The organism is Streptomyces sp. NPDC102406 (assembly GCF_044765725.1).
Classification (GTDB): Bacteria; Actinomycetota; Actinomycetes; order Streptomycetales; family Streptomycetaceae; genus Streptomyces.
On record NZ_JBIWKP010000016.1, the window covers coordinates 1 to 18,347 of the forward strand.

Consider the following 18,347-nt stretch of genomic DNA (forward strand, 5'->3'; position numbering starts at 1 on the left):
CCGCCGCCCCAGATGCCGCCGCCCCGGATGCCGCCGCGTCGGGCATCCCAGAGGCCCCCGCCTCGGCCTCCTCCTCCGCCTCCTCAGCCTCCCCCCCCCCCCCCCCGCGCCCAAAGGCCCCCCCCCCCCCCCCCCCCGGCGGCCCCCCCCCCCCCCCGCCCCCCCCCGGGGGGGGGGGCGGGGGGCGCCCCCCCCGCCACCTGTCGCCGAGGCGAGTTCGCGGATGCTCAGACGCGGTCGGCCGCGATCAGGACGTACTGGAACGACCCGTTCCTGTAAGAGTTGATGAACGCCTCCTCGATCCCCGTGACCAGCGAAGAAGTGGCGCGCAACTCCCAGTAGGGGAGCGTGTCGGGGGTGAGGTCGATGACGGCCTGCGGCACGAGGCGGTTGTCCGCCATGGCGCGCAGGTAGTCCCGGCGCGAGTGGATGTTGCACTCGAAGTGCGCGTTGATCTGGGACACCCACTTCGAGGGCTGGCCGTACCGCGGGTTCCAGCAGCCGGTGATGGTCACGTAGCGACCCCCGACCTCGAGAACGCGGGAGTGCTCGGCGAAGAGGTCGTGCAGGTCCACGTACATGCTGGACTCGTTGTTCCACGAGGCCGCGACCTGTCCGCTCTCGAACGGCGTGTCGAGCATGTTGCAGACACGAGCGCGGACGTGGTCCTCGATGCCGAGCTCGGCGGCACGCGCGTTGGCGAAGTCGGCCTGCTTGGCCGACAGGGTCACTCCTTCGACCTTGCACCCGAAACGCTGGTGCGCCATCACCATCGAGCCGCCCCGGCCGCAACCGGCGTCCATCAGGGTGTCGTCGCGTCCGATGTCGCCGAGGTGCTTCAGCAGGAGGTCGGCCTGCGCCGACTCCAGCCGGTGGAGCTCGGCGATCAACTTCTGCTCGCTGTCGGGGCTCCTGCCGTCGCCGAGCGCGGAGCGGTCGACCTCACCGATGCCGTAGTGGTGGTGATAGAGCCCGTCGACATCGCCGAGCCGCAGGTTCACGGGCCGCGCTTCCTTGTCCCAGTAGCGGGCGATGTCACCCTGGTAGGGCGTGGCCGGGCTGGGGAGGAACAGGGACATGTTCTGGGCGGGTTCGGTGAGTTCGGTGCTGGTCACAGAGGGATCCAATCTCCTACCAGAAGTCGGGCAGGCTGTAGCGATATGTGTTGTTCTGGTGCCAGTGGTGGTTGCCGTCGACCCACGCGGCGACACCGCGCAGGAAGCGCTGCACGTTCGGCAGCGGGCAGTCGGCGGCCAGCGCCGCGGCGTGTTCCTCGAAGTCGTGCATGAGGTCGTTGTGGACCTCGACCGATTTCAGATAGGCGTCCCGGTCGGAGAGGCCCTCACGTTCCGCGATCACGACCGGCAGATTCAGGTGCCGGCCGGGAGCGTCGAGTTCCTTGGTGTAGGAGTACAGGTCGTTGACGATGGTCGTCGCGTTTCCCGCGAGCGCGATGACCTTCTGCATGGCTGGTTGCGCGTGCAGATCCGCAGGCAGTTCGTAGCCGCCGACGGTGTCGGTGATGGTGGGGCAGGGACGGAAGTTGTTGAACTGGCGCATCGCCAGGTACTCCCACACCTCCGGCACGGCGTCGAGCTGCGCCCAGGCGGCCTCGGCGAGATAGCCCATGTGCAGCCGGGCCATGTCGTGCCGGAACCGGTCGGCCTGGGACGGGCTGCTCGCCCGGACGAAGTACTCCATCGCGGAGCGGTACGCCCGTCGCGGCGCGTCCGCGTGGAGCGACTTCTCCCAGTCCGGGCTGTACTCCCGCGTCGTGTGCAGGGGGTCGAGGGCGGTGTGCGCCAGCAGCAGGCGTTCGCCGAGGCCGATGGGCGAACCCCCGTGATCCTCGCAGTAGCAGTCGTCCACCGCGTTCTCGGCCACCATCAGCCGCGTGGCGATCATCAGGTGGTCGACGGTGGGCGCGTCGGGATGGCAGCCGACCATGTAGCTGCCCACGGAGAACCCGTCGAACTCCTCCTCCCAGTCGTCGGGGTACAGGGAGACCTCGTCGAGCGCCCAGGACTTGATCCTGCGGCTGACCTCCTCGACCCGTACGGGATCGGGGTCGGGCACCGGGTGGTGGTACAGGCCGGGGATCGGCGTACCGTGCGCGGCAGGCGGCGCCGGGGCGGGAGCCGGGGGTTCGGGGTGGTGCGAGGGCCGTGGACTGAGGCGCAGGCCCGCCGTGCCGAGACCGCTCGGGCCACGCAGGACCCGCTCGAAGCCGGTGCTCTGCGCCGGGACCGGGACCGGCACCGTAGTGGGCGCCGAGGCCGCGGCCGGCGGTGTGTCGGAGGGAGGCGGGGCGGGCGCGGGTGCCGGGGGCGTGGCGGGCGGAGAGGGCGCACCGGGCGGGCCGCCGGTGAGGGCGACGATGTCGCGTGCGCGGGCCGCGGCGTCGAGGAGGACCTGCGCCCCGTAACGGGGGTGTGTTTCCGGTGGGCTCGGCTGAGGAGGCGTCGGCTCAGACGGGGGCATCCATGTCTCCTTGAGGGCTCCTTGCTGGGATGGGCGGCTCTCCCTGGCCGCTTCGGGGCAGACGTGATCCACCACGCGGTCCACGTCCCGACGCCGAGGCGAAGGCGGTCCGCCGTGCGGTGCGGTCGGCTCCGCTACCTGGGCCAGTGCGAGATCTGCACGTTCTCCAGGACACCGACCGCGTCCGGCACGAGGATCGCGGCGGAGTAGTAGGTGCTGACCAGGTACGAGGTGATCGCCTTCTCGTCGACGCCCATGAAGCGGACCGACAGCCCCGGTTCGTACTCGTCCGGCAGGCCGGTCTGGCGCAGACCGATGACGCCCTGGTTCTCCTCGCCGGTACGCATGATGAGGATGGAGCTGGTCCGCTCCTTCGTGATGGGGATCTTGTTGCAGGGCAGGATCGGCACTCCGCGCCACGCCAGGACCTGCTGGCCACCGACGTCGACATGGTCCGGGTAGAGTCCGCGCGCGTTGAACTCGCGACCGATCGCCGCGATGGTCCGCGGGTGGGCGAGGTAGAACTTCGATCCGCGACGGCGGCAGAGGATCTCGTCCAGGTCGTCCGGTGTCGGTGGGCCGGAGTGGGTCTGGACGCGCTGCTTGAAGTCGGCGTTGTGGAGCAGGCCGAACTCCCGGTTGTTGATGAGCTCGTCCTCCTGCCGCTCACGCAACGCCTCGATGGTGAGCCTCAGTTGCTCCTTGGTCTGGTTCATCGGGTTGTTGTAGAGGTCGGCGACCCTGGTGTGGACCCGCAGGATCGTCTGCGCGGCGGAGAGTTCGTACTGGCGGGGATTGGTCTCGTAGTCGACGAACGCGCCGGGCAGCTCCTGCTCACCGCGGTGGCCGGCCGACATCGCGATCTCCGCCTCGCCCTTGCGGTTCTGGCGGCGATGCGAGAGTGACGTGAACGTGTCGACGTGCTCCCGCAGACTCGGCGCGCCGGCCATGACGGCGGCGAAGTCGGCGCGCGACAAGGTGAGCAGCGTGCCCGGTGTCTCGGCGACCGCGGTCTGCTCCCAGCGGGCGTCCTCGTCGAGCAGGGCGTCGTCGCCGAACCGGTCGCCGTCCGCGAGGACGTCGAGGGCGACCTCGGCGCCGTACTGCCCGACGGAGGACTGGCCGACCCGTCCGTGGGCGATCAAGTGCAGCCGGTCCGCCGGCGCCCCGCGCTCGACCAGGATCTCACCGGCCCGGAAGTCGCGCTGGACGCACCGTTCGGCGAGGGCGGTCAGCACGTCGACGTCGTCGAAGCCCCGGAGCGGGGCCAGTTCACCGAGTTCCCTGGGGATGACCCGGACAGTGGCGCCCTCCTGGACGAAGTCCGCCCTGCCGTCGCCGACGGTGTAGGTCAGGCGACGGTTCACCCGGTAGGTCCCGCCCGTGGTCTCCACCCAGGGAAGCATCCGCAGCAACCAGCGAGAGGTGATCTCCTGCATCTGCGGGGCGGACTTGGTCGTGGTGGAGAGGTTGCGGGCGGCGGCCGTGCCGAGGCTGGTCTGCCGGGGCGGCTCCAGGCGAGCTTCCTGAGTCGAGTCAACGGTCATCGGGAGGAGCTCTCCTTGGTCGGGCGGCGGCGCGGATGCCTGGGTGCGAACGGGAGACAGGAGTAAATACCCGGACAGGTACGGGAATTCGTCCGGATTTCGTGAGAACTGTAAGGTCCGCGCGGGTCGTCGGAGCAAGCGAAGTCGACGACATTAACCCGATACGCTGATCGCGGCGGCCTGAATGTTTGCGCAGGTGACGGTGGGAATCGGCCCAGTTCCCGCGATCTGTCCTCGCGCACGGCGGGCAGGCGTTCGCCCTCCGGGAACCGGTGCGGCGCAGGGCGCACCGGACCGGCGTAGCAGCAGGTCAACGGGTGAGCGCAGGCGTTCGGGGCGGACACCGGTTCGCTGGCGCTGCCGTTCACGCGCGTCATGGCCGCCCGTATGCGTCGCGGCCGACCCGGTGCCACGACGTCGGAAACCGGACAGGTACCGTCCCCGGTCCTACGGTGCCAAGGTGCGCGAGACGTCGAACTCGTTGCCCTCGGGGTCGGCCATGACCACCCAGCTCCGGCCCGCGCCCTGGCCCACGTCCGTCGTGGTGGCGCCGAGACCGAGCAACCTGGCCACCTCGTCCTCGGTGCCGGCGTCGACGGGACTGATGTCGAGGTGGAGGCGGTTCTTCACGGTCTTGCCCTCGGGGACCCGGATGAACTGGAGGGTGGGTGGCATCTGGCGGGCCCGGACGTCCTCGACGTTCGGCACCCAGGAGCCGATCTCGACCTTGCCCTCGCTCCGGTCGATCACCTCGAAGTCCAGGACCTCGCACCAGAAGGCGGCGAGCCGCTCCGGATCGTGGCAGTCGATGGTCAGCTCGGTGAACCTGCTTGTCATGACTCCCCCGGGGCGGTGCGGACGTGACCTTGAGTATGCCTCCCGCCCGACGACGGATCACCGCCCTGACGCCGACGGCTCGCAGCACCCTCGTCCTATGGTGGGCCGATGCGCGTACAACCCATTGACCGCCCGGCCGACCTCGACGTCGTTCGCGAGTCCTATGACCAAGTAGCTGACAACTACGCCGACTTGATGGTGACGACCGGTATGGGGGACATCCGCCGTCATCCCTGGCTCAAGGCGCCCATCGACGCCTTCGCCGACAGCGTGGGCGCCCTCGGACCCGTCCTCGACGTCGGCTGCGGCCCCGGCACCGTCACCGGTTACCTGGCCGAGCGCGGACTCGACGTGTCCGGGGTGGACCTCTCGCCCCGCATGATCGAGAACGCTCGCCGCCTCTACCCGCGATGCCGCTTCGGCGTCGCCTCCGCCACCGAACTCGACCTCGGGGAGGCGTCCCTCGGCGGCGTGCTCGGATGGTGGTCGCTGTTCAACCTTCCCCGAGAGGTACTGCCCCAGGTTCTCGACCACTTCGCGTACGCCCTGAAGCCGGGCGGATACCTGCTCACCGCCACGCACGTCGGTGACGAGGACGTGGAGCGCACCGAGGCGTACGGAGGGGTCCCCGTTCGGTGGACCACGCACCAGTGGCGGCCGGAGCGACTCGTGGACCTGATCGAACAGGCCGGGCTGCGCACGGTCGCCGAACTCCGGCTGGCGGCCGACGGGCAGACCGGACCGGGCGTGGTCGTCATGGCCCGGCGCCCCGCCTGACGAGCAGAGGGTACGTCCCTTCGCCGACCGGGCCGCCTCCGCCGCCCGGTCAGGCGGCCGGGGTCCAGTCGGCGGAGTCGGCGGACCGGGCGTCGCGTTCGCGGCGCTGGTGGCGCTTCTCGACGGCCCTGGCGAGGGCCCAGGCGACGGCGGTGACGGGGAGCGCGGCCCACAGCGCGTAGAGAGCGGGGTCGTACCGGTCGGCATCGAGCAGGACCGAGGCGGCGGAGCCGGTCATGGCGAGTGCGAGATGCCAGCACAGGATGCGGCCGACGTGGCGGGCGAGGGCTATGGCGGTGTGGGTGGTCACCGGGTGACTCCTGGCGGGGTGCCGGCCGTGCGGGGCCGGGGGGTGGTGTGCCGGGCAGGAGTGGGGGGAGATGGCGCGTGGAACTGACGGTGAAGCTGTGGGGTGATCTCAGAGTGCCCGTCGGGCGTGACGTGATGCCTGCCTGTTGCAGCCATTCTCGAAACAGGCTGATTGCAGGGCAAGTTGCTGCCTGAAAGGGAATGGATCGGTATGGAAGGTGTTCTTCCGTTGGTTCGGACCTGGCGTGAAAGGGAACGGCGTCGCCGCCCCGATCACGCCTCGGCGGGCCACGCCCTCAGGTGCCCGTGCCGTTGTTCAGCGCCGCGGTGATGAGCCGCCGCAGCAATCCCGCGCCGCCCTTGCCGCCCTTGGTGTCGGCCGCGACGATGACGGCGACGCCCACGGCGCCGACGGCACCGAGCAGGAGGAGGACGTCACGCACGGGCATGTGCGTGAAGACGCTCAGAGCGACGGCCGCGGCGAGGAACGCCACGATGACCAGCGCCTGCGCCATGCCGAAGAACGAGGCAGCGGCGGCGGCCGGTGGAGCGGAGGCGGTTGCCTCCTTGGTGCTTTTCACTGGGAAGACCCCCATGGGCTGAGGCCGACGGCGGTCGTCGGACCGCCGCCGGACTACGGGTCGCTTACTCACCGGGCGTGGTTCAGGTACGCGTGTGTGCGCGCAGGGCCCGGGCCAGGCGCCGGTCGGGACGGGGCACGATCACGCAGGGGGCGCCGTCGTCGGCGAGCCGGTCGACCTCCATCTCCAGGCCCCCCGTGAGCGGGGAGGCCGCGTCGGGTCGCGGGTACATGTAGCGGGCGAACGCCTCGATCTTGCTGAAGAAGGCGTCGTCCAGTTCCGTGCCGAGGTCTACGTTGACCTGGTGCCACCAGTGGGCGGCTTCGCGCTGTTCGCCGAGGGCGGTGTGGTGCAGATGGAGGCAGTACGCGGCGGCGCGATGCCCGGCCCCGGCCGCCAACTGCCACCAGAATTGCGCCGATTCGGGATGCTGTCCGGTCAGATGGAGCAGCGAGGCGAACACCGCGGCGCCTTCGACATCGAGGTTGTCCTCCTCGACGGGCAGGTCGGGGTCGCCCTGGGCGAGCTGGTCGACGTGGTGGGCGGCGTGCGGCGCGCTGAGGATCCAGCGGGCGATCACGGTCAGCCGCTGGGCGGCCTGCGCGACGCGGCGGTTGTCGGCGCTGGCCCGCGTACGACCGGCGTCGACGGCGAGCTTCTCCAGTGCGGCGCCGACATCGAACCTGCTGGGTGTGGTCACCGGCATGGCCGCGTCGGCGAGCACCTCATCGATCGTCTTCATCGTGTCCCCCCTCTTCTACTAGGTGTTCTGGGTGATCGAGGCGGCCTTCTTGCGGCGGTCCCCGTCGACGGGCAGGTGGAGCAGAACGCGCAGGCGCTCACGCCCCTTGCGTACGTGGTAGTCCACCGTGCGCGGATCGAGACCCATGTAGCGGGCGATGCGCGGGACCGGGTAGTTCAGTACGTACTTGAGCACGATCGCGTTGTACTGCCGCGTGGGAAGTTCCAGCATTGCCTCGTACAGCCCGGCGTTGCTGGGTGCCAGCTCCATCTCCGCGCGTATCGCCGCCAGGTTGCGGGATATGGGGGCGTTGATGACGAACGCCGGTGGCCGTCCGTCCCGGTCGAGGCGCTCGGTGACGTGCCGGCTGAGGACGGCCATCGCGCGCTGTTCGATGTCGGCCTCGGTGAGCAGTTCGCTCCAGGTCGTCAGGATCTCCAGGAACACGTCGTGCACGACGCGTTCGGCGGCGGCGCGATGGCCGAGGTGAAGCTCGGCGAAGGCGTGGAAGAACTCCTGCTGGCCGAGGTAGAAGCCCTCGAAGTCGATGGGCAGTCCTGTGCTGGGCGCGGAGGTCGGGTGGGGGCCGCCCTGGTGGGCGAGCCCGAACGCGTCCGTCAGCGCGTGATCGTCATTGGTCACGCGAGCCTCGCAGTGATCATTGCCTGTCCCTGTGCATACCGAAGGGTGGCGCGTGCCCCCACCAGGGGCGCTCACCGTCGAGCCGGGGCGGCTCATGTGACCACCATGTCGAGAATCGCGCCCGTTCACTCAACGTGATGCGAACAAAAATCACTTAGTGATCATGGGGCAGTGCGCACCGTGTTCACGATTGCCGCACATCAGTCCAGAGTGGGGTCCTGAGCAGCGGGAGTGAACTGTCGTTTACCTGCACATGATGGGTTCCGGGGCATCAAGTGGCATTCATCACAACCCAGTTGGGCGAAGTCGGACACCTCTCGTACGAGACCGGAACCCTCCGTGCGCATCCTGCGGCACGAGCGAACAGGAGTGATGCGACGTGCGGTCTCACTCCTCGGTGCCGGTGGAGGTGTGCGGGGCCCCGACCGGCTTGGACTCCGGGGAGCCGCGCTGACGCAGATAGACGGAGAGGATGGCCATGGAGGCGACGGCCAGGAGCTCGGACTGCCAGTTCTGGAGGGTGCGGCTCCAGAAGTCCGCGGACGTCAGGTAGGAGGCCCAGCCGATGGGGCCCTGAAGTTGCCTGAGCTGCTGCTCGTTGTAGGCGGCGACGCCCGCGACGGACTGGCCGAACCACGACAGAAGGAAGATCGCGGCCATCACCAGGCCGAGCGACCGCGAGAACACGGCCTGACGGAGTCCGCTCACCCCGGCCCAGCGGGGCGAGTCCGCACGGGCATGCGCCCCCATGCGCTGCTCCTCGTCGGATTCCGGCCCGGCCTCGGCCATGCTCTTCGATTCCGGCGAACCGCGTTGCAGCAGCCACACGGTGGCGAAGATGTAAAGAAAGAACTGTAGGTACTCGGACTGCCAGTTCTCCGTCACGTCCACGGCGAAATCCGAGGACGCCAGATAGCCGGGGAAGCCGATCTGCGCGAGGCCGTCGGTGGCGAGCTGATCGTTGAACTCCGACCATCCCGCGACGGCCTGCCCGGCCAGCGCGAGCAGAAAGGCGAGACCGAAACCCAGGCTCATCCCGTTCTCGTGCACGAAACCACGCACACCGTGCTTCTTGGCTTGGTCGTTCCTCTTGTCCTTCTTCTTGTCCTTCTTCTTGTCGTTCATCGCCGCATCAGTCCTACGGCGATGAAGTAGGCCAGACCGCCCAGTACGCAGATCAGGCAGAGCGCGAACATGGTGCGCATCCGTCAGCTTCCCTTCACCGCGCACTGGTACGGCTGTCCGGCGCGGGGCCTGCACCCGGCGGCGACGACCTTCCAACCCTCGGGGAACCGTGACAGGAACAGGGTGTCCGAGGCCAGCACGGCCCGTGCCTGGCGGCCGTAGACGTCGACATCACGCACGGGCCCCGCGGGCGAGAGGTCCTGTGTGCCGATGGCGTCGGCGCACGGCTTCTTCTCCGACCGCACCACCTCGCTCCGCGTTTCCGGGGCGAGGGCCGCACACAGCGCCGCATGCTCCCGGCCCGCCAGATGCCGTTCAAAGGCGTCGGCCGCCGCCGAAGCGTCTGCCTCGCGTTCCCCGGCACCGCCGCCACAGGCGCTCAGGAAAAGCGCGAGCGCAGGGCAGGGGAGAAGGAGCCGACAAAGTCGCCGATACCTTTTCTTCATTCGACGCCCTTTCCGGGAGAGGGGGGTGCTGCCCATCGTGGGCCCGCACGCACCGCTGTTCCCGGCAGACACGCCATTCGTACCGGCCCCCGACCTCCGTGGCCGCTACGGCTGACCGAAGCGTTCCACCGGACCCCAGGGGCCGGGTTGCTCCTCGATCACCCGCATGGCCTCGTCGATGGCCGCCGGGGCGATCCAGGCCAACGGTTTCACTTCCCGCACCAAAGGCTCGTTGTCCGGGCCGCGCCCACACTCACGTCCCTGGAGCAGCCAGGGCCGGACCCCGGTGCCTCGATGGCGCGGCAGGTGGCAGTAGTCGTAGAGGCGGCGTGCCACCCAGATGCGTACCGGCCGCTCCTGCCACCACGGCTCGACGTCCAGGGAATTGGCGGACAGGCCGGGCAGTGGCACACCGGTGAGTTCGTCGCGGCTGGACCCGACTCGTAGGTCCGTCTCCGGGCCGAGGGACCAGCGGACGTAGAGATGCTTCTGCCGACGCACCTCGTCCGCGACGTCATCGAGGGTGTGCAGGGTCGTCAGTGCCGTGTGCATGTTCCTTTTCCCTGGAGGTCGGTGCCGAGGCGACGCCCCGCCGGTCAGGCGCGGGCGGCGGCCACGGTGATGATCATGCCGCTGCGTGGGCGGGTCGGGATGCGGTTGAGGGGGATGCTCAGATCCTGTGGCGGGACCGTGTACGGCAGGTCGGCCAGCCGCTGGGACAGGGTCTCCAGGATTCCGACGGTCATGGCCTCGCCGGGGCAGCGGTGCCCGGCGCTCGGATCGCCGCCGCCCTGCGGGATCAGTTCGTCCCGGCCGGGCGGGTGGTCGAGGAACCGCTCGGGGCGGAAGGCGTACGGGTCTTTCCACAGGTGTTCGTCGTGGTTCTGGCCGTAGACGTCCAGCAGGACGAGTCCGCCCGCCGGGACCGTGCGCCCTTGCCAGGTCAGGTCGGTGACGGCTCGACCGCCCAGGAACGGGGCGAAGGGGTAGAAGCGACGGACCTCGTGCGCGAAGGCGGTGGCGAACGCGGTGTCGCCCGCCCTGAGCCGGTCGGCGTTGTCGGGCCGGCGGTGCAGGGCGTGCGCGGCGAAGGCGACGAACCAGCTCAGCGCCGCGGTCGGCCGGATGACGTTGAGCAGTTCCACCGCGGCGATCCGCGGCGGCAGTTCGGCGCCCGAGGCATCGGTGTGGTGGCAGACCCGGTCCAGCACGGAACCCGCCCGCACCTCGCGTCGGCCCGCCCGCGTCTGGGTGACCAGGTCGGCGAACCACCGTTCCTGGCGGGTACGGGCTTGCCGCGCGCGCCAGTGCCGGGCGGTCGCCGTGGCGAAACCGTCCACCATCGCCACGAGGTCACGCGCCAGCACCCGTTCCTCGTCGTGGGTGAGGGGGACGCCGGCCCAACGGCAGACACCGCGCGTGATCACCTCCGCGGCGGCGTCGAAGAGGACCACCTGAGGCTGTCGGCCCCACAGCGGTGCGGCTTCGTCCCAGGCGGCGGTGATGTGCTGCGCGGACCCGGCCACCGCCTCCGCCTCCAGCAGGGGCAGGAAGAGCGACTTGCGGTGCCGGTGCGCGTCGCCGTCGAGAGTGTGCACGGCCCCGTGGCCGAAGAGGGTGCTCAGTACGGGGCCGGGCAGCGCGCCGTGCCGCCGGACGTGTCGCTCGTCGTAGAAGAAGCGGACCGCCTCGGGGCCGCGCACGACCAGCGCCGGCCGGCCGAGGACGCGCAGGGCCAGCGTGGTGTCGCCCTGGGCGCGCGCGAGATCGGGCAGCCAGGCGTAACCCTCGCTCAGCGCGGCCAGCGACTCGGGAACCAAACGATGAGGACTCATGTCCGATAAGTTCCCAAAACGGCTCCGGCAACACAGGCACGCCCGCCCCACGCGTCACGACAGTCACCCGGGACGTACTCCGGTCAGGGCGAGGACACTGCGCGGGCAGTCGGCGCGGGGATGAGCGGCGCGGGGATGAGCGGCGCCCCTCTCGTCCGCCGCCCCCCGGCCTTCTCAGCCGAGGCCGCGATGGGCGGCCCACAGGGCCCCGGCCCGGTCGGCCGCGTCGGCGACCAGGGCCGCCAGCTCGGGTTCGTCGGGGACGGGGAACGAGACGTATGCGCCCCGGCCGCCGCCGACGGGCCGCCCGTAGGCCTTCGCTGCGAGTCGGCCGTCCGGGAGGAGCCGGACGTTGAGTGTGGTCAGCGTGAACGTCTGACCGCGTCGGGTGTCCGTCCAGCGCAGCGCCTGCGGAATCGTCACGTTGATGGCCAGAGCGCTCACTTCGAGGTCGCTGCTCATGGACGGATGATCTCACGTGTGGCGCGAGGGACGGCGGCGATCGGCAGCCGCCGGGGGGAGTTGGGACGACGGGCAAGCGATCAGGAATCGAGAAGCGCGGTGCCCGGACTGCCTCTAATGTGCCCGTCATGGACCTCACGATTCACACGAGCTCTCTGCCGCACGACGACCCGGACGCGTCGCTCGCCTTCTACCGCGACGTCCTCGGCTTCGAGGTACGCAGCGACGTCGGTCAGGGCAGGATGCGCTGGATCACGGTCGGTCCGCCCGGGCAGCCCGACACGGCGCTCCTCCTGGCGCCGCCCGCCGCCGACCCGGGCATCACCGAGGACGAGCGCCGCACGATCACCGAGATGATGGCCAAGGGCACCTACGGCTGGATCCTGCTGGCCACCGGGGACCTCGACGCCACGTTCGAGAAGGTGCAGGCCGGCGACAGCGAGGTGGTCCAGGAGCCGACCGAGCAGCCGTACGGCATTCGCGACTGCGCCTTCCGCGACCCCGCGGGCAATCTGGTCCGCATCCAAGAACTCCGCTGACCCGCACGGGCGTCGACGCGACACCGGGCGTCCGTGGGAGTGGCGGAGGAAGCTGAGAAGAGGGGGAGGGTTCTCATGTGTCAGCCCGAGTGGCGGCGCGCACGTGTGCAGGCGCAGCGCCTGACGGATCTCGCGCGACTGCGCCGCGTCCGTGACCGGATCGACCGGCAGTACGCGCAGCCGCTGAACGTGGAGGAGCTGGCCCGCGACGCGCACATGTCCGCCGGGCACCTCAGCCGGCAGTTCCGGGCCGCGTACGGCGAATCGCCGTACGCGTACCTGATGACACGTCGCATCGAGCGCGCGACCGCACTGCTGCGACGCGGTGACCTCAGCGTCACCGAGGTGTGTTGGGCGGTCGGCTGCGCGTCGCTCGGCACGTTCACCACCCGCTTCACCGAACTGGTCGGCGTGCCGCCCGGCGTGTTCCGGCACCAGGCGGAGGCCGGGGGCGACCGCGCCGACGCGGGGCCCGCGGTCACCGTCGAGGGGATGCCGGCATGCGTGGCGAAGCAGGTGACAAGACCGGTCAGGAATCGAGAAGCCCCGGACGCCCGTCAGCCCGTAGCGTCATGACCATGGCCCGCGGGCGCCACCGGTTCGCGCCCCAGCCCACCCTGACCACGTGCTACGAGAGGAAACCACCATGTCGTCCACGAAGTCGGCCGCCGAGAGTTACGACGGATTCACCGCCGAGGAGCGGGCGGCGATGAAGGAGCACGCGCAGGAGCAGAAGAAGTCGGTGGCGCGGCGGGGCGCGTCCCGGGCGGAGAAGGAGGCGGCGGCGGAGAAGGACGTACTCGCGAAGATCGCAGAGATGCCGGACGCGGACCGCGTCCTCGCCGAGCGGATCCACCAGATCGTCAAGGCCGCCGCCCCCGGCCTCGCCCCCAAGCTCTGGTACGGCATGCCCGCGTACGCCCGGGACGGCAAGGTCGTCTGCCACTTCCAGAGCGCGCAGAAGTTCAAGACCAGGTACGCCACGCTCGGCTTCAGCGACGAGGCGGCGCTCGACGACGGTGCCCTGTGGCCGACGGCCTTCGCGCTGAAGGAGCTGACGGCCGCCGGCGAGGAGCGCATCGCAGCGCTCGTCAAGAAGGCGGTGGGCTGACCCCCGTCGCCCCCTTGCCGGAGATCACAGCAATCGGTCGACCAGCCCGTCGATGTAGTCCGGGGTGAGCGGGCCCATGCCGAACAGGACGCGGATGTACATGGGGGCCAGGATGTGGTCCAGCACGCCGAGCGCGTCGGGGACGGACTCGCCCCGTTCGCGGGCGCGATCGAGCATGGACTGCAGTTGCCGCATGCGCTCGGCGCGCAGGGCGTCACCGGCCTGTCGGCCCTGCTGACCGTTGCCGGAGAGCGCGACGGCCAGGTGCAGCACCGCCGGACCGTCGGGCCCGGTGATCTCGCGGGCCACGTTGGCGGCGTACGTGCGCAGGTCACCGGCGAGACTGCCGGTGTCGGGCATCGGTGACTGCGCGTTGAGGCGGGTCAGCGCCACGTCGGCGAGCAGCGCTTCCAGGCTGCCCCAGCGGCGGTAGACGCTGCTGTCCGCCACGCCCGCGCGGGCCGCGACGTCGCCGACGGTGAAGTGGCCGTAGCCGCGCTCGCCGACCAGTTCGGTGACGGCCCGGTGCACCTCCGCGCCGACGCGGGCGCTGCGTCCGCCCGGCCGCCGGGCCGACTGTCGCTCGTTCATGCCACCACCTTAACGCAGTCGGTACTTGCGTTTGCGAGGCGACCCTCTCTATAGTCCACTAACGCAGTCACTGACTGCGTTAGTGCGCTCGGGTGTGCCGTCATGTACGTCGACCGCGGCCGGGCGCGACATCGATCGAGAGGAATTGCCATCTCCGTATCGCATGCGACCGCGGGCAGCCGGTCGAACCGGGCCGTGCTGCTCACGGTGACCTGCCTGGGCCAGTTCATGGTCCTGCTCGACAACACGATCGTCGGAGCGGCGCTGCCCGACATGCAGCAGCGGCTGCACACGCAGTTGACCGGTCTGCAATGGATCGTCGACGCCTACGTCCTGCTGGTCGCCATGCTGTTGCTGTCCGGCGGCATCTTCGCCGACCGGTTCGGCCGCAAACGGGTGTACCTGACCGGGGTGGTGGTGTTCACCGCCGCGTCGGTGCTGTGCAGCCTGGCCCCCTCGATGGGATGGCTGGTCACCGGCCGGGTGTTGCAGGGCATCGGGGCCGCGGCGCTCAGCCCCGCCTCGCTCGCCCTGCTCGCCGCCGCCCACCCCGTGCCGCAAGACCGCGTCAAGGCGATCGGACTGTGGGCCGGGTTCAGCGGCATCGGCCTGGCCGCGGGCCCCGTGGCCGGCGGCCTCCTGACCGAGGTTTTCGGCTGGCCCGCCATCTTCCTGGTCAACCTGCCCATCGGTCTCGCCCTCCTGTTCCTCGGCCTGCGCAGCCTTGAGGAGTCCCGCAACCCGAACGCCCCCGCCATCGACGTCCCAGGAACGGTGCTGTCCGTCCTGGCGGTCGGGACGGCGACGTACGGGCTGATCGAGGGCGGTGCCCACGGCTGGACGTCACCGGTGATCCTCGGCAGCTTCACCGCAGCGGTACTGCTCCTGGCCGCGTTCCTCGCGGTGGAGGCGCGTCACCCGGCGCCGATGCTGCCGCTGCGGCTGTTCAGACAGCGCCTGTTCACCGTCTCCAACACCGCCATGGTCGTCGTCGGGTTCGCGCTCATGGGCTCCTCGTTCTTCTTCTCCCAGTTCTTCGTGTACGTGCAGGGCAGCTCGCTTTTGCGCGCCGGTCTCCAGACCCTGCCGGTCTCCCTCGCCATGGTGCTCGTCAGCCCGTACGCGGGTCGGCTCGCCGCCCGGTACGGCTTCCGCGGCGTGGTCGGCGTCGGCCTCGCGCTGGCCGGGCTCGGGCTGCTCGCGCTCGGCACGGTGCACGCCGACACCGGCTACGGCAACGTCTGGTGGCGTCTCGGTGTCGTCGGTACCGGCTTCGCCCTGACCTTGTCGCCGCTGACCGGAGCCGCCATCCAGGCGGTCGACCCGCAGGAGGGCGGCCTCGCCTCCGGCATCAGCAGCACCACCCGGCAGATCGGGGCGGTGCTCGGCGTGGCGGTCCTCGGAGCCGTCGTCCGCGGCCAACAGTCCGGCGGTGCCTCCTTCGAGACCGGTCTCGACAGTGCCTTCGTCGTCGCCGGTGCCGTCACCTTGGCGACCGCCGCGGTCACCGGCCTGTGGCTGGTGAGATCGACACCCGCGAAGGGCCCCGCGGCGCAGCGACGTTCCGCCGATCCGGCCCCGGTCACCAGCGTCGACGAAGCACCCGCCGAGAGCCGTTGACCTCACCCCCGCCCGGGACACAGGCTGTCGCCCCCACACCTCCTCGCGAGCGGGGGCGACAACCTGTGCGCGGTCAACCCACGCTGACCATACGGGCCTTGCTCGGCACCCCGGCCGAGTTCAGCGCGAACAGCAAGTAACTGCCCGGCAGTGCCACTCCCGGGTCGGAAGGGATGCTGAGGGTGTAGGACGTGGCGCTGTCACGGGTGAACGTGAGCGGTACGCGCCGCTGGTCGTTGTCGGTCGAGTGCGTCGCCGCGCCCGCCCGTACCAGGGCGAACGAGGTGACCGCCGAGTCCGTCGTCACGGGCAGGGCCGCCCCGGCGGCCACGTGGGCGGGGACCGTGCCGGTGATGACGGGGCGGGGGCGCTCGGTGCCGTCGGCGTTGAGCAGATAGGGCGGCGTGAAGACGGCCCCGTCGGCGTGGTTGGTGGCGCAGTCGCCGCACAGGCCGCCGCCCCCGGAGAAGATGCGCCCGTCGGGCAGCAGATTGGCCACGCTGTGGTAGTTGCGCGGCACCGCCATGCTCGCCATCCGGGTGAACCGCCCCGTCGCCGGGTCCCAGATCTCCGGTGTGAGCGAGGAGGTCGCGTCGCTGAACGGGACCGGGTAGGACTGCCCGCCGAACACGGCGACCTTGCCGTCCGGCATGACCACGCTGTTGCTGAAGGAACGGGCGAAGTCCATGTCACCGGTGCGCGCGGCGACCGGTGTGCCGCCGCCGCTCAGGTCGACGGTGTAGGCGCGCCGGGTGGCCGTCGTGTTCTCGTAGGCCGTCGCGCCGCCGAGGGTGAGGAGTTTGCCGATGTCGTAGGCGACGGCGTTGCCGTTCATGGCGTCCGCGCTGTCGGCCCGCGTACCGGCGGCGGTGACGGAGCCGTCTCCCTGGGTGGAGATCCAGTTCATCTGCTTGCTCGGCCCGAGCTGGAGGACCCGGCCCCCCGAAGTGGCGTGCAGCCACTGGTGGTTGTCGGCGCGGTAGGGCCCCGCCGGGTCGGCCGTCATGGTGGTGGTCACCGGCACGCCGGGCAGTTTCCGCCAGGTGCCGGTGGCCGCGGACCAGACCTCGCCGTCCTTGCCGCCCTGGCCCCCGCTCCAGGAGCCGCCGAGGACGAAGGCGTCACCGGTGGAGAGCAGGGTCATGGCCTGGTAGCCGCGGGCGATGTTCATGTCGGTGGTGGCCGACCAGGTGTCGGTCGCCGGATCGTAGATGCTGGCCCGTTCGGCGTTGCTGCCGCCGGTGACCAGGACGCGGCCGTCCTTCAGGACCGCGATGCCGGGACAGAACATGTCGTGCTTCGTGTTGTCGACCCGCCGTTGTGTGACGGCCCCGGTGGTGAGATCCATGATCGCGGTCTGGGTGTAGCCGTTGCTTCCCCCGAAGCGGTCGACACCGTACGCGGACCACGCCAGCAGCTTGTTGTTCGGCAACAGGGCGGTCGCCACGGGCACCAGCGGGAAACCGGTGACCCGGCCCCAGGAGCCGGCGGTCGCCGGATTCGCCGGAGTGCTGAGCCGGATCTCCGCCGCCGACGACCACGGCCCGCGCCCGCCCGCCTCCGTCGTGGCCGTCAGACGTACGTACCGCGCGCTGACCGTACGGGAGAAGGTGGCGCCCTTGACGGTGTCGTCGTCCTTCCAGGTACCGCTCGCGACGGGCGCCCCGAACGTGGTGCCGTCCGTGCTGGTCGTGACGGTGTAGGCGCCGATGCGGCCGTTGGCGCCCGACCTGCGCGGCTGATAGGTGAGGGCCGAGACGTCGCGTGCGCTCTTCATGTCGATGGTGACGCTGTGCGGCAACGGCGCCGCGGTGCCGGAGTAACGGCTGTGCCAGATGGTGTCCCCGTTGCCGTCGAGGACGTTGGCGGCGACGTCCGCCGAGGCGCTCGCCTCCTGGTCGCTCGCCGTCGCGGTCCACCCGGTGCGCGGCAGGTCGACCACCGAGGCGGGGGAGCCGGGATCGCCGAGCAGGTTGATCTCGGCCGCCGACGACCAGGGGCCGCGGTTCCCGGCCTCGCTCGTCGCGGTGAGCCGCACATAGCGGGCGCCCTGCGCGGCGAAGCTCAGGGTCTTGGCGGTCGCGTCGTCGCCCAGGGTGCCGGAGGCCACGGCGGGGCCCCAGTTCGTACCGTCGGCGCTCAGATGAATGGCGTACGAACCCACCCTGCCGTTGGCGCTGTTGGTACGGGGTTGGTAGACGAGCGCGGATACGACAGCGGTGCGGTGCATGTCGACGGTGAGGGTGTGCGGCAGAGGCGCGGCGGTGCCGCTCCACCTGCTGTGCCAGAGGGTGGCGGCGCTGCCGTCGAGCACGTTCACGGCGCGCCCGTCCTCGGACGCCGTCTCCTCGTCGCTCGCGGACACGGTCCAGCCGTCCCTCGGCAGTACGGGGGCGGTCGGTTCCACGGCGTCGGCCGGGACCACCGGCTCGTGCGGCGCCGCCATCGGATGGTGCGGGTCAGGGGCTTCGGCGGAGCCGATGGCCGCCGTGGCGCGACCGCCTCCCGTCAACGGGAGCAGCGCGGCGACGACGGCGGCGAGCGCGAGGGCGATGAGCCCGGTGGATCTGAGTCGGCCGTGCGGAAAGGGCTTGAGCAGACGGGTCAGCATGAGATCCCCCCGGAGACTCCGCGACAGGTGC

At 70.5% G+C, this 18,347-nt stretch carries 20 protein-coding genes; 5 read left to right on the plus strand and 15 right to left on the minus strand.

All coding sequences use genetic code 11. The annotated features are described in order from the left end of the window. Positions 1-227: 227 nt before the first annotated feature. From ACIRF8_RS34925 to ACIRF8_RS34940, 4 genes are all read right to left on the minus strand, one after another. Positions 228-1,115 (minus strand): geranyl diphosphate 2-C-methyltransferase, encoded by an 888-nt coding sequence (locus ACIRF8_RS34925; RefSeq protein WP_404221784.1) that lies wholly within the window; start codon positions 1,113-1,115, stop codon positions 228-230. Positions 1,116-1,131: 16 nt separating this feature from the next. Beyond that, a complete protein-coding gene (locus ACIRF8_RS34930; protein WP_404221786.1) occupies positions 1,132-2,481 on the minus strand; it encodes a family 2 encapsulin nanocompartment cargo protein terpene cyclase in 1,350 nt (449 codons plus the stop codon). Positions 2,482-2,615: 134 nt separating this feature from the next. Beyond that, positions 2,616-4,028: a family 2B encapsulin nanocompartment shell protein gene (locus ACIRF8_RS34935; RefSeq protein WP_404221789.1), complete on the minus strand. Its 1,413-nt coding sequence runs from the start codon at positions 4,026-4,028 to the stop codon at positions 2,616-2,618. Between the two features lie 447 nt (positions 4,029-4,475). After that, positions 4,476-4,865, minus strand: coding sequence for a VOC family protein (locus ACIRF8_RS34940; RefSeq protein WP_404221791.1), 390 nt, complete (start codon positions 4,863-4,865; stop codon positions 4,476-4,478). A gap of 108 nt (positions 4,866-4,973) precedes the next feature. On the opposite strand from ACIRF8_RS34940, the gene ACIRF8_RS34945 reads away from it, so the two are divergent. Then, positions 4,974-5,642, plus strand: a complete 669-nt coding sequence (locus tag ACIRF8_RS34945) for a class I SAM-dependent methyltransferase (RefSeq protein ID WP_404221793.1) — start codon at positions 4,974-4,976, stop codon at positions 5,640-5,642. Positions 5,643-5,691: 49 nt separating this feature from the next. Here the strand turns inward: ACIRF8_RS34945 and ACIRF8_RS34950 are convergent, their stop codons facing one another. The 9 genes from ACIRF8_RS34950 to ACIRF8_RS34990 all read right to left on the minus strand — a co-directional run bounded on the left by ACIRF8_RS34950 (position 5,692) and on the right by ACIRF8_RS34990 (position 11,844). Beyond that, entirely contained in the window at positions 5,692-5,952 is a 261-nt protein-coding gene (locus ACIRF8_RS34950) for a hypothetical protein (protein ID WP_404221795.1), read from the minus strand. Positions 5,953-6,247: 295 nt separating this feature from the next. After that, positions 6,248-6,532, minus strand: coding sequence for a hypothetical protein (locus ACIRF8_RS34955; protein ID WP_404221797.1), 285 nt, complete (start codon positions 6,530-6,532; stop codon positions 6,248-6,250). 82 nt (positions 6,533-6,614) lie between these two features. Beyond that, positions 6,615-7,274, minus strand: coding sequence for a hypothetical protein (locus tag ACIRF8_RS34960; protein ID WP_404221799.1), 660 nt, complete (start codon positions 7,272-7,274; stop codon positions 6,615-6,617). Positions 7,275-7,292: 18 nt separating this feature from the next. Continuing rightward, complete coding sequence (locus tag ACIRF8_RS34965; RefSeq protein ID WP_404221801.1) at positions 7,293-7,916, minus strand: sigma-70 family RNA polymerase sigma factor; 624 nt, start codon at positions 7,914-7,916, stop codon at positions 7,293-7,295. Between the two features lie 387 nt (positions 7,917-8,303). Beyond that, positions 8,304-9,041: a DUF6766 family protein gene (locus ACIRF8_RS34970; protein WP_404221803.1), complete on the minus strand. Its 738-nt coding sequence runs from the start codon at positions 9,039-9,041 to the stop codon at positions 8,304-8,306. An 83-nt stretch (positions 9,042-9,124) separates the two neighbouring features. After that, on the minus strand, positions 9,125-9,346 hold the full coding sequence (locus ACIRF8_RS34975; protein WP_404221805.1) for a hypothetical protein: 222 nt from the start codon (positions 9,344-9,346) through the stop codon (positions 9,125-9,127). A 306-nt stretch (positions 9,347-9,652) separates the two neighbouring features. Next, positions 9,653-10,099, minus strand: coding sequence for a DUF6098 family protein (locus ACIRF8_RS34980; protein ID WP_404221807.1), 447 nt, complete (start codon positions 10,097-10,099; stop codon positions 9,653-9,655). A gap of 44 nt (positions 10,100-10,143) precedes the next feature. Beyond that, the gene (locus tag ACIRF8_RS34985; protein ID WP_404221809.1) at positions 10,144-11,382 is read right to left on the minus strand and encodes a cytochrome P450; all 1,239 of its coding nucleotides are present in this window, start codon (positions 11,380-11,382) and stop codon (positions 10,144-10,146) included. A gap of 174 nt (positions 11,383-11,556) precedes the next feature. Then, a complete protein-coding gene (locus ACIRF8_RS34990) occupies positions 11,557-11,844 on the minus strand; it encodes a hypothetical protein (protein ID WP_404221811.1) in 288 nt (95 codons plus the stop codon). Positions 11,845-11,972: 128 nt separating this feature from the next. Between ACIRF8_RS34990 and ACIRF8_RS34995 the strand changes: the two genes are divergently transcribed. From ACIRF8_RS34995 to ACIRF8_RS35005, 3 genes are all read left to right on the plus strand, one after another. Beyond that, positions 11,973-12,383: a VOC family protein gene (locus tag ACIRF8_RS34995; protein ID WP_404221813.1), complete on the plus strand. Its 411-nt coding sequence runs from the start codon at positions 11,973-11,975 to the stop codon at positions 12,381-12,383. Between the two features lie 75 nt (positions 12,384-12,458). Next, positions 12,459-12,959, plus strand: a complete 501-nt coding sequence (locus ACIRF8_RS35000) for a helix-turn-helix transcriptional regulator (protein WP_404221815.1) — start codon at positions 12,459-12,461, stop codon at positions 12,957-12,959. A 70-nt stretch (positions 12,960-13,029) separates the two neighbouring features. Then, the gene (locus ACIRF8_RS35005; RefSeq protein WP_404221817.1) at positions 13,030-13,494 is read left to right on the plus strand and encodes an iron chaperone; all 465 of its coding nucleotides are present in this window, start codon (positions 13,030-13,032) and stop codon (positions 13,492-13,494) included. A gap of 24 nt (positions 13,495-13,518) precedes the next feature. On the opposite strand, the gene ACIRF8_RS35010 is transcribed toward ACIRF8_RS35005, so the two are convergent. Further along, positions 13,519-14,085 (minus strand): TetR/AcrR family transcriptional regulator, encoded by a 567-nt coding sequence (locus ACIRF8_RS35010; protein WP_404221819.1) that lies wholly within the window; start codon positions 14,083-14,085, stop codon positions 13,519-13,521. Between the two features lie 150 nt (positions 14,086-14,235). Between ACIRF8_RS35010 and ACIRF8_RS35015 the strand changes: the two genes are divergently transcribed. Continuing rightward, positions 14,236-15,705, plus strand: coding sequence for an MFS transporter (locus ACIRF8_RS35015; protein ID WP_404222003.1), 1,470 nt, complete (start codon positions 14,236-14,238; stop codon positions 15,703-15,705). 73 nt (positions 15,706-15,778) lie between these two features. Here the strand turns inward: ACIRF8_RS35015 and ACIRF8_RS35020 are convergent, their stop codons facing one another. Further along, a complete protein-coding gene (locus ACIRF8_RS35020) occupies positions 15,779-18,316 on the minus strand; it encodes a discoidin domain-containing protein (RefSeq protein WP_404221821.1) in 2,538 nt (845 codons plus the stop codon). Positions 18,317-18,347 lie beyond the last annotated feature (31 nt).